The sequence below is a fragment of the Silvimonas terrae genome, from assembly GCF_014202765.1.
Taxonomy (GTDB): Bacteria; Pseudomonadota; Gammaproteobacteria; order Burkholderiales; family Chitinibacteraceae; genus Silvimonas; species Silvimonas terrae.
Genome location: NZ_JACHHN010000003.1, coordinates 117,901 through 132,471 on the forward strand (window position 1 = coordinate 117,901; position 14,571 = coordinate 132,471).

17 protein-coding genes are annotated in these 14,571 nt (G+C 61.3%); 6 read left to right on the forward strand and 11 right to left on the reverse strand.

All coding sequences use genetic code 11. The annotated features are described in order from the left end of the window. Positions 1 to 120 precede the first annotated feature (120 nt). Complete coding sequence (locus tag HNQ50_RS07795; protein ID WP_221303071.1) at positions 121 to 1,920, forward strand: pectinesterase; 1,800 nt, start codon at positions 121 to 123, stop codon at positions 1,918 to 1,920. 64 nt (positions 1,921 to 1,984) lie between these two features. Here HNQ50_RS07795 and HNQ50_RS07800 read toward each other — a convergent pair whose 3' ends face one another. The 10 genes from HNQ50_RS07800 to HNQ50_RS07845 form a co-directional block, all read right to left on the reverse strand. Continuing rightward, positions 1,985 to 2,257 (reverse strand): DUF971 domain-containing protein, encoded by a 273-nt coding sequence (locus tag HNQ50_RS07800; RefSeq protein WP_184099320.1) that lies wholly within the window; start codon positions 2,255 to 2,257, stop codon positions 1,985 to 1,987. Further along, entirely contained in the window at positions 2,254 to 3,207 is a 954-nt protein-coding gene (locus HNQ50_RS07805) for a HEAT repeat domain-containing protein (protein WP_184099322.1), read from the reverse strand. Before HNQ50_RS07805 ends, HNQ50_RS07800 begins: the two co-directional genes overlap by 4 nt. Before the next feature lies 1 nt (position 3,208). Further along, positions 3,209 to 4,051 carry an ABC transporter ATP-binding protein gene (locus tag HNQ50_RS07810; RefSeq protein ID WP_184099324.1) on the reverse strand — a complete coding sequence of 281 codons (843 nt, stop codon included), beginning with the start codon at positions 4,049 to 4,051 and terminating at the stop codon, positions 3,209 to 3,211. Beyond that, complete coding sequence (locus tag HNQ50_RS07815; RefSeq protein WP_184099326.1) at positions 4,048 to 4,881, reverse strand: ABC transporter permease; 834 nt, start codon at positions 4,879 to 4,881, stop codon at positions 4,048 to 4,050. Before HNQ50_RS07815 ends, HNQ50_RS07810 begins: the two co-directional genes overlap by 4 nt. A gap of 10 nt (positions 4,882 to 4,891) precedes the next feature. Next, positions 4,892 to 6,298, reverse strand: a complete 1,407-nt coding sequence (locus tag HNQ50_RS07820) for an ABC transporter substrate-binding protein (protein WP_184099328.1) — start codon at positions 6,296 to 6,298, stop codon at positions 4,892 to 4,894. Positions 6,299 to 6,850: 552 nt separating this feature from the next. Further along, positions 6,851 to 7,099 (reverse strand): 4Fe-4S dicluster domain-containing protein, encoded by a 249-nt coding sequence (locus HNQ50_RS07825; RefSeq protein WP_184099330.1) that lies wholly within the window; start codon positions 7,097 to 7,099, stop codon positions 6,851 to 6,853. Next, positions 7,096 to 8,841, reverse strand: a complete 1,746-nt coding sequence (locus HNQ50_RS07830) for a fumarate reductase/succinate dehydrogenase flavoprotein subunit (protein ID WP_184099332.1) — start codon at positions 8,839 to 8,841, stop codon at positions 7,096 to 7,098. The genes HNQ50_RS07825 and HNQ50_RS07830 overlap by 4 nt, the downstream gene beginning before the upstream one ends. 16 nt (positions 8,842 to 8,857) lie before the next feature. Next, positions 8,858 to 9,601, reverse strand: a complete 744-nt coding sequence (locus HNQ50_RS07835; protein ID WP_184099334.1) for a GntR family transcriptional regulator — start codon at positions 9,599 to 9,601, stop codon at positions 8,858 to 8,860. A gap of 199 nt (positions 9,602 to 9,800) precedes the next feature. Further along, the gene (locus HNQ50_RS07840; protein ID WP_184099336.1) at positions 9,801 to 10,757 is read right to left on the reverse strand and encodes a quinone oxidoreductase family protein; all 957 of its coding nucleotides are present in this window, start codon (positions 10,755 to 10,757) and stop codon (positions 9,801 to 9,803) included. Next, positions 10,754 to 11,134: a hypothetical protein gene (locus HNQ50_RS07845; protein WP_221303072.1), complete on the reverse strand. Its 381-nt coding sequence runs from the start codon at positions 11,132 to 11,134 to the stop codon at positions 10,754 to 10,756. The genes HNQ50_RS07840 and HNQ50_RS07845 overlap by 4 nt, the downstream gene beginning before the upstream one ends. Here HNQ50_RS07845 and HNQ50_RS07850 point away from each other — a divergent pair. Further along, complete coding sequence (locus tag HNQ50_RS07850; protein ID WP_184099338.1) at positions 11,118 to 11,891, forward strand: AraC family transcriptional regulator; 774 nt, start codon at positions 11,118 to 11,120, stop codon at positions 11,889 to 11,891. The two genes, HNQ50_RS07845 and HNQ50_RS07850, sit on opposite strands and share 17 nt — an antisense overlap. Positions 11,892 to 11,958: 67 nt before the next feature. Here the strand turns inward: HNQ50_RS07850 and HNQ50_RS07855 are convergent, their stop codons facing one another. Beyond that, a complete protein-coding gene (locus tag HNQ50_RS07855; RefSeq protein WP_184099340.1) occupies positions 11,959 to 12,126 on the reverse strand; it encodes a hypothetical protein in 168 nt (55 codons plus the stop codon). A 275-nt stretch (positions 12,127 to 12,401) separates the two neighbouring features. Between HNQ50_RS07855 and HNQ50_RS22310 the strand changes: the two genes are divergently transcribed. The 4 genes from HNQ50_RS22310 to HNQ50_RS07875 are packed head-to-tail and all read left to right on the forward strand — an operon-like array spanning position 12,402 to position 14,571. Continuing rightward, positions 12,402 to 12,875: a type IV pilin protein gene (locus HNQ50_RS22310; protein WP_184099342.1), complete on the forward strand. Its 474-nt coding sequence runs from the start codon at positions 12,402 to 12,404 to the stop codon at positions 12,873 to 12,875. Then, positions 12,869 to 13,372 carry a prepilin-type N-terminal cleavage/methylation domain-containing protein gene (locus HNQ50_RS07865; protein WP_184099344.1) on the forward strand — a complete coding sequence of 168 codons (504 nt, stop codon included), beginning with the start codon at positions 12,869 to 12,871 and terminating at the stop codon, positions 13,370 to 13,372. Before HNQ50_RS22310 ends, HNQ50_RS07865 begins: the two co-directional genes overlap by 7 nt. Then, positions 13,359 to 13,787, forward strand: a complete 429-nt coding sequence (locus tag HNQ50_RS07870; RefSeq protein WP_184099346.1) for a PulJ/GspJ family protein — start codon at positions 13,359 to 13,361, stop codon at positions 13,785 to 13,787. Before HNQ50_RS07865 ends, HNQ50_RS07870 begins: the two co-directional genes overlap by 14 nt. Before the next feature lies 1 nt (position 13,788). Then, positions 13,789 to 14,571, forward strand: a complete 783-nt coding sequence (locus HNQ50_RS07875; RefSeq protein ID WP_184099348.1) for a hypothetical protein — start codon at positions 13,789 to 13,791, stop codon at positions 14,569 to 14,571.

Genomic DNA, 14,571 nt, shown 5'->3' on the forward strand with positions numbered 1-14,571 from the left:
TACCGCCAGCAACGACGAAACACGTCTGCGGCGTGCTGTGCCAACGGGAGCCGTGGCGCAATCAGATCGGCCCCGCATCCAGAACATAACGAACATAACGAGAGCAATGTGGAGGTTTTCATGTACCAGTTTCAGGCACGGGCCGTGCCGCTTCTGCTGGCGTCGACGCTAGCACTTGCGCTAGGCGCATGCGGCGGCAGCTCGGACAATTCGAGCAGCACATCCGCACCCACTACGACACCTACCCCGTCACCGTCGAGCGCTGCCACGCCGACGCCCACACCCACCAGCACACCGACACCGACGCCAACCGCAACGCCCACGCCAACCCCTTCTGCGGCAGGCTTGTCGCCCGTCAATGGTGCGACTGCGGCGTTTGCCGATTCCCGCTTGCAGATCACCTTTGACAGTGCGCCCACCATCGGCACCACGGGCACCATCAAGGTTTACACCTCGGCCGGTACACTGGTTGACACCATTGATATCAGTGGCGCGCCGGTGACGGCCGGTGGCGAAACCCAAACCTATATGCCTGCGGTGAATACCGAAGTCGACAAGCTGGGTAACAACGTCACGCCACTCACCCAGTGGCGCTACGTGTACTACACGCCGATCACGGTTTCCGGCAATACGGCCACCATTCGCCTGCATGACGGCGTGCTCGGTTATGGCACCAGCTATTACGTGACCGTGGATAACGGCGTGCTCAACGGCACTTACAACGGCTCGGCCTTCCACGGTATTACTTCGAATACCGCCTGGGCGTTCCATACCAAAACAGCGCCGGCCTCCACCACCACCGTGACGGTCGATACCGCCGGTACGGGGGACTTCACCACCGTGCAAGGTGCGCTCAACTGGATCACGCTGAACGGCTGCACCACGTGTACCAACGCCACCGACAACAAGACCATCACCATCAAGAACGGCACGTATAACGAGCAACTGTTCTTGCGCAACGTGAACAATCTGACCATTCAGGGCGCCAACCGCACCGGTGTGGTGGTATCGCAAGAAAACTATGAATCCTGGAACCCCGGCACCGGCGGCAGCAAGACGGCGGCACAAACCACGCTGACCACGGAAGTCACCGGTAATCGCCGTGCACTGGGCGGCGGCCGTGCGGTGTTCCTGGTCGAGGGCGCAGACTTGTTGAAGCTGACCAACTTCACCTTGCTGAACACGCACGTGAAGACGGCGACGGCCAACAACCAGGCCGAGACCATCTACTACAACAGCGCCACCCTGGCAGGCAGCCGCATGATGGCGACCTACATGAATTTTATCTCGGCGCAGGACACGGTTCAGACCAAGGGCTGGGTGTGGTACTACCAGACCTATATCGCCGGCGATGTGGATTTCATCTGGGGCACACCGTTTGCCGCCCTGTTTGAAAACAGTGAACTGCACACCGTGGCCGACCCGGTGACGCCAGCCTCGGGCGGGTATCTGTTCCAGGCGCGGGCGGCGTATGGCTATCCTGGCTTTGTGGTGCTGAACAGCACATTGACGGCAGATGCCGGCGTGCCGGCCGGGAGTTCTTTCCTGGGGCGCTCTGGTGGTCTGACTGTCGCCAACGGCTACTGCACCACGCAATTGACCAGCGGCAGTCTGGCTAACGCCAACTACGGTTGCGACAACGTGGCCTACATCAACACGAAGATGGGCAGCCATATCGCCACCGTCGGCTGGTCCAGCCCGGGCACCAGCCCGGCCAACCCGGTGCCGAACCCGACTACCGCCACCACGACGGCAGGTTGGCGCGAGAGCGGCAGCATGGATAGCAACGGCAACGCGCTGTCCATGACCGGCCGGGATACCACCGATGCCAGCAATACGCTGAGTCTGAGCGGTCTGGCCACACGTAGCCAGGTGTTCTCTGCCTGGAACAGCAATACTGGCTGGGTACCCGCGCCCTGATCTTGATCCAGGCAGTGCACGCGCTTGACGGCCATGTCCTTCGGGGCATGGCCTTTTTCGTTTTTCAGGCCGCCAGTTGCCGCAACATGGACCACGGGTAGATGCCGCGATCATGCCCGTCACTGAACACCAGTTGCACGGCGTAATGTCCCAGCGGTTCTACCCGCGTGATGCGGATATCCTGCGCTGGCGTCTGCCCGCGCCCCTGGCGTCTGGCGGCCTCGCACTGGCTGCAACGGCAAGCGGCACGCAGTTGCACATGGGTCAGCCGCAACGGGCCATCGCCCCAATCCAGCAACAGGGTCTGCGCGGTCAGCACCACTTGTTGCGGTGTCATGCGGTGGCCCGTGCCAGCGCCAGTCGTGCCGCCTTGCGTACTTCCGGGTCCGGGTCTGCGGCGGCCACTTCAAGCGCAGGAACGGCGCGGATGTCGCCAATCTCACCCAGTGCAATGGCGGCTTCCTTGCGCAAATTGCCGGCCGGATGCGTGAGTGCGGCTTGTAAAGGGCCAATGGCAGCAGGCTCGCCCAGACGCCCCAGCGCTCTTGCCGCACGCAGGCGTACTTGCCAAAGGTCGTCCTCCAGCGCCCCGATCAGCGCATGCAGCGCAGATTTCAAGCGCAACTTGCCCAGGGTGCCAGCGGCTTCTTCGCGCACTTGCCAGACCGGGTCGGCCAGCGCGGCCAGTAAATCTGCCAGCACATCCTCGCCTTGGGCGAAACCTAACGCCCCGCTGGCCGCGCGGCGTACTTCGGCGTCTGCGTCCTCGCGCGCCAGCACACCCAGTTGCGGCAGGGCTGGCGGATATTTCAACCAGCCCAGCACGCCAACCGCTTCACGCCGTACCAGCGCATCAGCATGGGCCAGCGCGGCCAGCGCCGGATCTGCGGCCTGGGGCAAACGCAATTCACGCAAGGTGCGCAGGACTGCGGCCAGCGCAAAAGCATCTGCATGTGTAGCCCACGCCAGCAACTCTGCCGCCGCCGCCGCCGTTTTAAGTTCAGACAGGCTTTGCGCGGCGGCATGGCGGGTGTCTTCATCTGTATCCACCAGCGCGCCGAGCAAGGCGCTGACGACCTGGGGGACTTCCCAGCCAGACAGCAAGCGGGCGGCTTCAGCCCGAACCGTGGCGGCCGGGTCATTGAGCGCGGCAATCAGCAGCGGCAGATTGGCTTCGTCTTCTTCATCGGCCAGTTCAAACAGGGCCACGCGGCGAATGGTGGCGTCCGGGCTTTGCAGGCGCGCGGCCAGCGCGGGGTTGAGTGGCGCAAACAAGGTATCGGTCATATCAGATCGCAAACTGGAGTTGATGGGCTGGTGGCGCGCCCAATGGGGTCAAGCGCGGCAAGCTGGTGGCGGGTTCGTCATACCGCAACAGGGCAAGGCAATGTTGTTTCAGGCTGGCAAAGCGGGCGCTACCGGCCGCAGCAAACCGGGGCCGGGGCAGATCAACCGGCAGGTCTTCGATAATGCGGCCAGGGCGTGGGCTCATGATCAGCACGCGATCGGCCAGCAACAGTGCTTCATCAATGTCATGCGTGACGAACAGCACGGTGGTGCGGATGCGCTCGCGGATCTCCAGCAGGAGTTCCTGCATCTTCAAGCGGGTCAGCGCATCCAGCGCGCCGAAGGGTTCATCCATCAGCAACACGCGTGGGTGGTTGATCAGCACGCGGGCAATTTCCACGCGCTGCTGCATGCCACCAGAGAGCTGGCCGGGGTAGTGCCGGGCAAAGCCGGTCAAGCCGACAAGGTCGATGAATTCTTCGGCTTGTCGTTGGCGGGTGGCGGCATCGACGCCTTTCATTTTCAGGCCAAAAGCCACGTTCTGCGCCACGGTTTTCCACGGAAACAGCGTGTGGTGCTGAAACACCAGCCCGCGCTCCGGATGCGGCCCGGCCACGCGCTCACCATCCAGCAGCGCCTGGCCGGATGCCGGCGTCAAATGCCCGGCCAGCGCGCCCAGCAAAGTGGATTTACCACAACCCGACGGACCCAGCAGGCAGACAAACTGGCCCGGTTCAATATCCAGACTGACGTTCTGTACGGCCTCAAACGCCGCCGACCCCAACCCTAGCCGGATGGACAACTGCCGCAAGCGGATCGCGGCGGGATGATCAGACGCACTCATGCCCGCCCCCTTTGCCACGGCGTCAGCCGCTGACCGATGACGCGGATCAGCACGCTGCTACCCATGCCCAGCACACCAATCAACAACATGCCGACCACAATGCTGGCGTAGTTCTGCAAGGTATAAGACTCCCAGGTGTAATAGCCGATGCCGAACTGGCCGGAGATCATTTCCGCCGTCACCAGGCAAAACCAGCACGTCCCCATGCCGATCGACAAACCGGTCACAATGGCTGGTGCCGCCGCCGGCAGAATGACTTCCGGAAATACCCGCCAGCGGCCGGCGCCCAGGCTGCGTGCGCTGGCCGTCAAGCGCGGGTCTACCCCTTCCACCCCGTGAATGGTGTTCAACAGAATCGGAAACACCGCGCCAACAAAGGTGATGAAGATCATGCTGGCTTCAGAGGACGGGAACACCAGGATGGAGAGCGGAATCCACGCTACCGCCGGGATCGGCCGCAATACTTCCAGCGGTGTAAGCAGCACCCGCCGCGCCCATTCAAAACGGCCAATCAACAAACCGGCCGCCACCCCCAATACACCGGCAATGGCAAAGCCAATGCCCACCCGCAGCAAGCTGGCACGCAAGTGCAGCCACAGCTTGGGAGATTCAAACAGCTCGCGTGCGGCAGCCAGCACTTCCAGCGGCGCCGGCACATTGGCAAAGGTGATGAACCCCGCATGCCAGTGGTGCGTACTCGCCAGATGCCAGAACAGCACGCACCCCAGCAAAGAGCCGGCTTGCGCGGCATAACCCCCCGCTGCGGGCCAGCGCACTATCCGGGATGGTTTGGGCGGGTTGGAAAGGGCAAGGCCCGTGGCGGTGGTCATGCGTGCATCCTCAGTTGCTGGCCAGTTTGGCGCTCTGGCGCGCGGCGGCGTAATCCACCACCGTGCCGTTGTTGGCTCTGGCCCACGTGGCAGCGGCATCTTTACCCAGGAAGGCGGCCAGTTGGCCCTTGGCATCCCGCACAAACCAGGCTTGCTGGGCAAAGAGCTTGATACCGCTGTTGTAGTCCTGGGCGTAGATCACGCGGATTTTCTTGCCCTCGCCTTCCAGTTTGCGGGCATCGGTAAACGCGTTTTCCGGCGAGGCATAACTACGCACATGTGCCTCTCCCCCCACCCACACCTGAGCCACGCGCTTGATGCTGGTAATGGGCTTGCCGGTCAGCGCGTCATTGGCTTTGAGCGGCAGCTTGTCGTAGTCCTTCAAGGCGGCGTCGTAGTCGCGGCCAGAAAGCTTGAAGGCTTCGCGCAGATAGCGGTCATCCACAAACGTGTTCACGTCCAGATTGGCGTCGGTCTTTTTCAGATAACGCAGGGTTTCAATCGACGTCTTGAGTGCCTGGCGGTATTCCGGCTTCCAGGTAAAGTCACGCGTTTGCAGCCCCAGCGGACCGTGGAACAAGTACGCCACTTCGGCTTCCACACCCGTGGTTTTCTCGATCAACTCGCTGTATTTTTCTGGTTCTGCCGCAAACAGGCGATCGGCCTCCAGCGCGGCACGCAAATAGGCCACCACCACTTCCGGATATTTGCGGGCGTACTCTGCGCTGACCAGCGCACCGTGGAAGGTCGGCGCGTTGGCTTGCGAACCGTCATAAATCTTGCGGGCAAAGCCACGGTACGGGAACAACTCGGCAAACGGCACGAAGTCTGCATGCGCATCGATCTTGTTGGTTTGCAGCGCCGGGGCGGCCACTTCTGGCGCTTGCGTCAGAATGGTGACGTCTTTGTCCGGATCAATGCCCTGGGCCTTGAGGGCACGCAGCAACATGCCGTGCGAGGTCGAGGCAAACGGGACAGAGATGGTCTTGCCCTTCAGTTCGCTGATGGACTGGATGGGCGAATCTTTGGGCACGACGATGCCATTACCGCTGCCTTGGGTACTGCCAGACAAGACGCTGATAAACAGGCTCTTCTTGCCGGCTTTATCGAACGCCGCGCCGTTCAGTGACCCGGGAAAATCCGCCATGGCGCCGATATCCAGCCGGTCTGCCACCATCTCGTTAGTCAGCGGTGCGCCGGAGGTGAAGTTCTTCCACTGGATGTCGTATGTCACCTCTTTGTACTTGCCGTCGTGCGGCAGGTATTTATCCAGCAGTTTGAGTTCGCGGATCATCAACCCGCCAGTGGCGCAGTTGATGGTGGTGTCCTGGGTGCCGATGGCAATGCGGATGGTTTCGGCATTCGCCGCGCCCAGCGTAAGGGCCAGCAGGAACGGTAATGTTTTGAACAAATGCATGGTGTTGCTCCGGAGTAGTGGTTTCTGGTTATTTGGTAAATCGTGTTCTGGTCGGCGCTTATGGGTGCCGGTTTGCTTGCAAGAAAGAACTTGTGGCTCACCACTTCGTCATTCCGGTCCTCGGCGGCCTGCTTGCGCCGGAATCCGGCAACGCTGGTGGATTGTCGCTGCGCTCCGAATCCACCCTACGAGCCCGCACACAGACGATGTGGCCGTGGCTGTGGCTGTGGCCGTTGCTTTTGCCGTTGCTGTTGCTTTTGACTTTCCTTCCCCATCGAAGCCAAGCGCCGAAGAAGGGAGGGAGACCTTAGGCTCCCGACCGACTGAGGGAAGCCCGGAGGGCCGCCAGGCTGGGGTCGCCTTTCTTTGGTTACTTTCTTTGGAGACGCAAAGAAAGTGACGTGGGCCCGGCACCCCGGGTATCAAATGCTTTTCAAACCCGCGCCGTCAGGCGCTAAAAACCACAGCAATATGAACCAGGACAGCCACCCCGGATTCCCGCCTGCCGGCTCCATCCGGGCTACACAGTGGTTTCGGCCAGCAAAGGCCCCCTCACCGCAACAAATACGGTATGTCGACCTGCACAGCCCCAGTCGGGCAATCCTTCTCGCATGGCATGCAGTACCAGCACTCATCAAACGCCATATAGGCCTTGCCTTTGGTGAGGTCGATGGCCAGCACGTCCAGTGGGCAAACGTCCACGCACACCGTGCAGCCCTTGTCGGCAATGCATTTGTCTTCATCAATGCGCACCGGGACAGTGGTGCGCTGTTGGGCAAGCGCGAATACGGGCAGGCTCATGCGGGGATCCTCTCGGCGGCGGGTTGGCTGGCCGGAATGCGCAGCTGGTGGTAGGCGGCTTTGTCGGCCTCGTTCATGGTGATGACGGCGGGTTCCAGCGCGCGCTTGAAGCACGCCATATCACCGCGTTCGTTCTTGTGGGTCTGGACGTGCACCAGCCACTCGGCGTCGTTACGTTCCGGAAAGTCCACGCGGGCGTGGTACAGCCCCCAGCGGCTTTCGGTACGGAACAACGAAGCGCGGGCGGCCATTTCGGCGCAGTCGCGGATGGCATAGACCTCCATGGCGCGCATCAACTCATGCGGGTTGCGGGCGGAGAGTTGCTCCAGGTCGTGGCGGATGCCTTCAAAGCGCTCCAGGCCAATCTCCATCTTGCGGGTGACCTTGGGCGGTTGCAGGTAGTCGTTCACCATGCGGCGCAGTTTGTATTCCACCTGCGCCGGTGGCAGGCCGGCTTCCCGCAGCAGCGGCGCAAGCACGCGGTTGCGCTCGGTTTCAATCTGGCCGACGTCCACTTTGGCGTGTTCGTGCTCCAGCGCGTGGCGGGCGGCGGATTCGCCGGCAAACTTGCCGTATACAAAGGCGCCCAGCATGTAGTTATGCGGCACGCACGCCAGGTCGCCGGCGGCAAACAGGCCAGCCACGGTGGTCGCCGCGTGCTCATCCACCCACACGCCAGAGGCGGAATGGCCACTGCACAGGCCGATCTCCGAGATATGCATTTCCACCATGCGCTCCCGGTAATCCGTGCCGCGCCCGGCATGGAAACGCCCACGGCTGGGGCGCTCGTTGGTATGCAAAATGGTCTCGATCGTGCTGATGGTTTCTGGCGCCAGGTGATCGAGCTTGAGGAATACCGGGCCGTTGCCGCCCGCCAGTTCACGCTGGAACTCCAGCATCATCTGGCCGCTCCAGTAATCACACTCAATGAACCGTTCACCCTTGCTGTTGGTGGTGTAGCCACCAAACGGGCCGGTCACGTAGGCGCAAGCCGGGCCGTTGTAATCTTTGATCAGCGGGTTGATCTGAAAACACTCAATGCCGGATAACTCGGCGCCGGCGTGAAACGCCATGCTGTAACCATCGCCGGCGTTGGTGGGGTTTTCATAGGTGCCAAACAGATAACCCGAGGCCGGCAGACCCAGCCGTCCGGCTGCGCCGGTAGCCAATACAACGGATTTGGCGCGCACGACATGAAACTCGCCGGTGCGGCAATCAAAGGCAAACGTGCCGGCAATGCGGCCGTCTTCGCCGGTGATCAGCCGGGTGGCGACCAGCCGGTTGGTGATCTCGACCCGCGTCTTTTTGAGTTGCCGATACAAGACTTTTTTGATGTCGTGCCCTTCCGGCATGGGCAAGACATAACTGCCCATGTGATGGACTTTCTTCACGGCAAAGTCACCGGTTTCGTCTTTCTCGAACTTCACGCCCCAGCGGTCCAGTTCTTCAATCATGGCAAAGCTGTTTTGCGCGTAGGCCATGACGGTTTTCTGGTTGACGATGCCATCGTTAGCGGCGGTGATTTCACGCACGTATTGCTCTGGCGTGGCGTGGCCGGGGATCACGGCGTTGTTCAGGCCATCCATCCCCATGCTGATGGCGCCACTGCGTTTGACATTGGCTTTTTCCAGCAACAGCACGCGCAAAGCGGGGTTGGCCTGTTTGGCCTTGACGGCGGCCATGGGCCCGGCTGTGCCGCCGCCAATGACAAGGACATCTACAAAGTGTTCGATGGTGTTCATGAAATCGCTCGGGTTGTTACGCACGGTTCAGACGCAGCCGGTACTGGAAATTGTCCGGCCGGCAATAGAGGTATTCGAAATCGACAGGTGCGCCATCGCGGGTATGAGTGAGGCGCTCAATACGCAACACGGCCGAGTGCTCTGCCACGCCCAGTGCGGCTGCCAGCGGGGCGTCGGCCAGTTGGGCGTCAATGGTCAGGTCGGCATGGCCCAGGGGCAGGCCATAGTCGTTTTCCAGGATGACGAAAATGTCGCGACTGGCCAGATCCTCCCGCGCCAGCCGCACGCCAATGCGCGCCTCTACCCAGGTGACATCCAGCGAGACAGGTTCGCGGTTCAGATAGCGCACGCGGGCAATGCGGGTGACAGGTGCGCCTTCCGGCAAATTCAGACGTTGGGCGACTTCTGCATCAGCCGCCAGCGTTTCCAGGCTTAACAAGCGGTTGTGGGTTTGATAGCCCTGGCCATGCATGGCCTCGGCAAAGCCTTGCAGGCGGCCCAATTCCTGGAATGGCTTGGGCCGCGATACAAACGCCCCTTTCCCGGCCACCCGGAAAATCAGCGCTTCTTTTTCCAGATCACCCAGGGCCTGGCGCACGGTAATACGGCTGACGCCGTACTGGCGCATGAGCTGGCTTTCTGACGGCACCCGGTCATGCGGCTGATAGCGACCGGTGACGATATGCTCGCGCAGTTCGTCCCTGATCTGGCTATAGAGCGAGACATGCGCTCGGGTAAAGGTTTGCGGGGTTAGCGACATAGGTCAGCACCTGTTATGACAGGTTATGTCATAGCAAGCGCTGTGCCACACAAACAAAAATTCAACAAAAACCTTAACAATCAATGATATAAAAACAAAAAGGCTTGCCATGACGGGCAAGCCTTTTTAAAAAATCAATCTGCATCATGCTGGATATCCAACACCAATCCCAACACATTGCTGGATTTCCAACAGTCCATCACTCCATGGTAAACACCGTCCGCAACTGACTATCGGCCGCGCCCCAATGGTCTGCCAATTGCGCCAGCGGTACGGCCTGGGTTTTGACTTCCAGCCCGGCCGGGATCACGGCTTGCAACACTTGCCCAACGACGTGCAGCAAGCGTGGCAAGGGCACGCTGCCAATACCGCTGCCCATCAAGTTGATGGCGGTGGCGCGCAGCACAGCGGCCGGCAGACTGATTTCTGCGCCGCTGATGGAGCCTATCTGCACAAAACGCATCTGCTGCCCCTCTGGCAGGTGTTTGGCGGCGCTCACCAACAGAGTACGAGCGCTGGGGCCCCACAGGTAATCGAGCACCACATCCACGCCTGCGGCCAGGTGCGGAACCAGCGCAGCGCTGAGGGTGTCCTCCGCTTGATCCAGCGGGATAACGACGTCTGCGCCGGCTGATTGCAGCCACCCCAACGCAGCCGGATTGCGGCCGGTGGCAATGATTTTACCGGCCCCCAGATAGCGGGCAATCTGCACTGCCAACCGGCCAGAAGCGCCAGTTGCGCCATTGACCAGCACGGTTTCTCCTTTGACAAAACCCGCGCGCTCCACCAGCGCGGCCCAGCAAGACATGCCGGGGATGGCCGCCGCTGCGGCGGTGACGTCATCCAGTTCATCCGGCACCGGAACGCACTGGGCCGCATCCACCACGCTGTATTCACCCATCGCGCCAAATGGCGCTTGCGGCGCAAAAAAGTATACGCGCTGGCCGTTTTCCAGGCGGCCCACGCCATCCACGCCCGCCACAAACGGGAACACGCCATGAGAGGAATAATGCGTGCCGGCCGCTTTGGCGCGGGTTAACTGGCTCAGTGCCGATGCGGCCACGTGAACGATCTGCTGGCCGGCGGCGGCAACGGGTTTTTCAAACTCGGCAAACACGGGCAGTTGGCCCGCAGCGGTAACAACGGCGGCTTTCATGCTGACTCCAATGGATGTGAGGCAAGCCAGTGACGCAAGGCTGGATCGCGAATTTCAAGGACATCGAACAAACCCAGCGCCTGAAGTGCCGGGAGCGCGTCTTGCATATCTGCGGCAACTTGCTGGCGCTGGGCGGCCGTCGCCGCCGGATCAAGCCAGACCCGCGCATTGAGCAGAAACGCGCCCACAGTGCCCTTGCGCACGACGGTGCCGGCAAGATGAATCTGGTTTTGCCCATCGGGCAGTACATCTTTGGCCTGCATGGTGGTCACTCCGGTTGCTTGTGATGTTGTAGCCAGTGTAGGCATACTGATGTGGTTGGTCTGCGGCATTAAGGCCATTCGATACGGAGTTTCGGCCATGGAAGATTTGATCATCCGGCCTGATCTGGTGCTGTCTTCCGCCGGCCCGTTTGTGGCGGCGGCAGAACTCACCCGCGATGCAGTCCGCGTGACCCCCGCGCATAGCCATGCACGCGGGCAACTGGTCGGCGCATTGCATGGGCTGATTTCCATTGGGCTGGATCGGCAGCAATGGGTGGTGCCAGCGGTCCACGCCATCTGGATTCCGCCCCACCGGACGCACTCTTTGCGCTCGTTCGGTCCATTTGCGGGCTGGAGCGTCTTCATTGCCGAACACTGCTGCGCCACCCTGCCCCCAGAGCCACGCGCCATCAAAACGACGCCCTTGTTGCGCGAAGCCGTGCGCCGCGCCGCCACCTGGCCCGGCGAGGCCCTGACCCCGGCGCAGACCCGCGTGGCCGAGGTCATTCTGGATGAAGTGGCCCAAGCGCAGGCCGAAGCGCTGGGGCTGTTGCAACCGGCCGATCCACGGCTGATGCGGATCGCCAACGCCTTGGCCGCGGATTTGTCTGACAGCCGCAATCTGGATGCATGGGCAAGCTGGGCCGGCTTGTCGCCCAGAACGCTCAACCGCCACTGGGCCGCCGAAACCGGCATCAGTTTTGGCGCGTGGCGGCAGCAGGCGCGCTTGTTACGGGCGCTGGAACTGCTGGCGGATCGGGTGCCGGTGACCAATATCGCGCTGGAACTGGGTTACGACAATGTCAGTGCGTTTATCGACATGTTCCGCCGGGCCCTGGGCGTCACGCCGGGGCGTTACCAGGCGGCTTGATACCTCCCCAAGCCGGCAGCGTGGTCGGCCATTTCTTTCAACCATCCGCAGCTTCATGAAACCGTTTTCAAATACTGGACCTTTCAGCAAGGTCATCCAGGCGGCCCTTGTGCCCGGAAAACTGACAGAAAATACGGGCGGACAGAAAAACAACAGTAAAACCGCCTTTTATTCCTGACATATCACCGCTGGTCGCCATGCCGCAGCCACGCTGGAATGCACCATATTGCGGCATTCCGGCCTGACCTGCTGCCAGATCAGGTGCAGGTCCAGATCGTCAGATTCAGGTAATCACTTAAATTTCTTTTGACAGACAAACCCATTTGTCATCAACATAAGTAAATACCCTTATGCCCTTTGTCCTACAGAGACAAGTGCGTGTGCTGCCTGACAGAGGAGGCAGAAACACAGCAAGGCCGCACCAATGCGGTACAGGCAGACAGGGGTCATACAACGACAACACATGCCCGGTCTAACCCGCCTGGGCCATACAAGCAAAAAAACGAAACCATGCCTGCTCCCTTTTGCGCAGCGGTTTTGCCACGCCCAGGCAAACCGTCCGCCGGCTTTACCCTCATTGAACTGATGGTCACGATGGCGATCGTGGCGATTCTGACCGCCATTGCATTGCCGCTGTACCAGAACTACATCATCCGCAGCAATGTGAAGGCCGCAGGCGCGGACCTGGTGGCATTGGCGCTGGTGGTGGAAAACAGCCATCAGCTCACCTTCAGTTACCCCGCAGATAACAGCAGCGTCACCAGTAGCGCTACCGGCTTTAGCGGCTTCGGGCCCACTGAGGGCAACCTGTTCACCTATTCGCTGACCAATAGCGCGACCGCGCCGTTCTATACGCTCACGGCCAGAGGGATCAGCGGCACCATGGTGGCAGGCTGCACCTTGCAACTGGATGCCGCCAGCCAGCGCTCGCTGTCCGCCGGCTCCAGCACGCCACGTGCTTGCGGGTATCTGGCGTCATGGTGATCCGGCAACGCGGGTTCACCCTGATCGAGATGATGATTGTCATCGTGATCATCAGCATTCTGCTGCTGTTGGGCGTGCCGCTGACCGCCAAGTGGGTGGGCAGCGCCAATGTCAATTCCGCCACCATCTCTTTTACCCAGGGCGCGGCCTGGGCCAGATCCCGTGCGCTGCGCAATACGGCGGGCGTCGGGCTGACAGCGCCATCGGCGTATCTGATTCTGGTCAACGGCAACGCCACCTCCACCAGCGGCGGGACGGTTTGCGTACAGGACGCCACCACGGTAACCGCGCTCACCTGCAGCAATGCGGTGTGGTCGGGGCAGTTGCCCAATGGCACCTCTGCCACTTTTAACGGCGCGGCCGCACAGTGCCTGGCCTTCACGCCTGGCGGAACGCTAGCGACCGTGAGCCTGGGCGGTGTCGTCTGCGGTCAGACCGGCATTTATGCCCTTTCCACCATTCAAGGCGTCAGCGGAGGCCCCAATGCGCTCAACTAGTCATATGCCCTCAGCCCAGACGGGCGCCACCCTGCTGGAAGGATTGATTGCCATTTTGCTGCTGGCGATTGTCGGTATGGGGATTACGTTTTCGCTCTCCCGCGTGGCGCTGGCGCAAAGCACGCTCAATGCGCAGAACAGCGTGATTGCGCAATTGCGCAGCGGCTTGCAGAGCATCAGCGTCAACAACGCCTTTGCCTCCGCCACGTCCAGCACCACCACCTGCAATCTGGGTATGGCGGGTCATCTGCAACTGACTGCCAGTGCCTCCGTGACCACGCAAAACAGTTGCTCGCTCAGTACGGTGAGCGTTTCTGTAGCGGGTAATACCGTGACCGGTACCGGGCAGTTGCCGCAGATTTCCAACTCGGTCAATGACAGCAAGCTGGGCGGCACGCTCACGGTGAATAACTGATATGCGCACTCGCCATTCCCCACGCGGGCAAGCCGGCTGGACCATTGTTAGCCTGATGGTGGGCTTGCTGGTCTCGCTGCTGGTCATTTTGTCGATGCTGTCATTGTTCCGGGTGGTGGCTGCCAATGTGGTGGGCAATAATGGCATGCAGCCCACCGCAGCCCAGGATCGGCAAATTGCCACCGCCTTGTTATCCGTGCAGACCTTGTTACAGAACGCCGGCTACGGCTACGCCCCGCAGGCCGCGCATAACAGCCAGTTTGTACTGGTGACCGGCGCCCAGAAGACGGTGATCAGCACCCCCGCCAGCGACTTGCTGGGCAGCACCATGGCGGGGACGTCCACCATCAAGGTCAATGGCACTCTGCAAAGCATTAGCAGTGGCGTGGTCACACTGCCGCTGACGGCCAATCCGGCCAACGCCATGTTCTGGGAAACCGCCGGAAGCACAGTACCGGCCACCGCCGCCACCGCGCAGTGCTACGGCTTGCTGTCTGATAGCAGTGCCACCAACGCACTGTACCTGCTGCAAGCCAGCGGCAGTTGTTCCCCCGTGAGCGGCAACTGGAACACCACCACCTGGACCGTCACGCCCCTGGTGACCGGTGGCCTGTTAAACGGCCCGGTCATGTTCAACGCCCAGGAAACCACCTGCTGGCCGTACAGCACGCTGGTGGGCGCCAGTGCGCCCGCCGGCTTGTACGTGCAGTTGAGCTGGAGCACCAATACCAGCGCCAATGCCAGCCTTTCGTCCTGGTCTAGCTGTCTGCCCAATATCAGTTAA

Excerpts from the sequence above, each read along its gene's own strand:
- HNQ50_RS07795 (WP_221303071.1), top strand. The coding sequence starts at position 121 with ATGTACCAGTTTCAGGCACGGGCCGTGCCGCTTCTGCTGGCGTCGACG.
- HNQ50_RS07800 (WP_184099320.1), bottom strand. The coding sequence starts at position 2,257 with ATGACACCGCAACAAGTGGTGCTGACCGCGCAGACCCTGTTGCTGGAT.
- HNQ50_RS07805 (WP_184099322.1), bottom strand. The coding sequence starts at position 3,207 with ATGACCGATACCTTGTTTGCGCCACTCAACCCCGCGCTGGCCGCGCGC.
- HNQ50_RS07810 (WP_184099324.1), bottom strand. The coding sequence starts at position 4,051 with ATGAGTGCGTCTGATCATCCCGCCGCGATCCGCTTGCGGCAGTTGTCC.
- HNQ50_RS07815 (WP_184099326.1), bottom strand. The coding sequence starts at position 4,881 with ATGACCACCGCCACGGGCCTTGCCCTTTCCAACCCGCCCAAACCATCC.
- HNQ50_RS07820 (WP_184099328.1), bottom strand. The coding sequence starts at position 6,298 with ATGCATTTGTTCAAAACATTACCGTTCCTGCTGGCCCTTACGCTGGGC.
- HNQ50_RS07825 (WP_184099330.1), bottom strand. The coding sequence starts at position 7,099 with ATGAGCCTGCCCGTATTCGCGCTTGCCCAACAGCGCACCACTGTCCCG.
- HNQ50_RS07830 (WP_184099332.1), bottom strand. The coding sequence starts at position 8,841 with ATGAACACCATCGAACACTTTGTAGATGTCCTTGTCATTGGCGGCGGC.
- HNQ50_RS07835 (WP_184099334.1), bottom strand. The coding sequence starts at position 9,601 with ATGTCGCTAACCCCGCAAACCTTTACCCGAGCGCATGTCTCGCTCTAT.
- HNQ50_RS07840 (WP_184099336.1), bottom strand. The coding sequence starts at position 10,757 with ATGAAAGCCGCCGTTGTTACCGCTGCGGGCCAACTGCCCGTGTTTGCC.
- HNQ50_RS07850 (WP_184099338.1), top strand. The coding sequence starts at position 11,118 with ATGGAAGATTTGATCATCCGGCCTGATCTGGTGCTGTCTTCCGCCGGC.
- HNQ50_RS07845 (WP_221303072.1), bottom strand. The coding sequence starts at position 11,134 with ATGATCAAATCTTCCATGGCCGAAACTCCGTATCGAATGGCCTTAATG.
- HNQ50_RS07855 (WP_184099340.1), bottom strand. The coding sequence starts at position 12,126 with ATGCCGCAATATGGTGCATTCCAGCGTGGCTGCGGCATGGCGACCAGC.
- HNQ50_RS22310 (WP_184099342.1), top strand. The coding sequence starts at position 12,402 with ATGCCTGCTCCCTTTTGCGCAGCGGTTTTGCCACGCCCAGGCAAACCG.
- HNQ50_RS07865 (WP_184099344.1), top strand. The coding sequence starts at position 12,869 with ATGGTGATCCGGCAACGCGGGTTCACCCTGATCGAGATGATGATTGTC.
- HNQ50_RS07870 (WP_184099346.1), top strand. The coding sequence starts at position 13,359 with ATGCGCTCAACTAGTCATATGCCCTCAGCCCAGACGGGCGCCACCCTG.
- HNQ50_RS07875 (WP_184099348.1), top strand. The coding sequence starts at position 13,789 with ATGCGCACTCGCCATTCCCCACGCGGGCAAGCCGGCTGGACCATTGTT.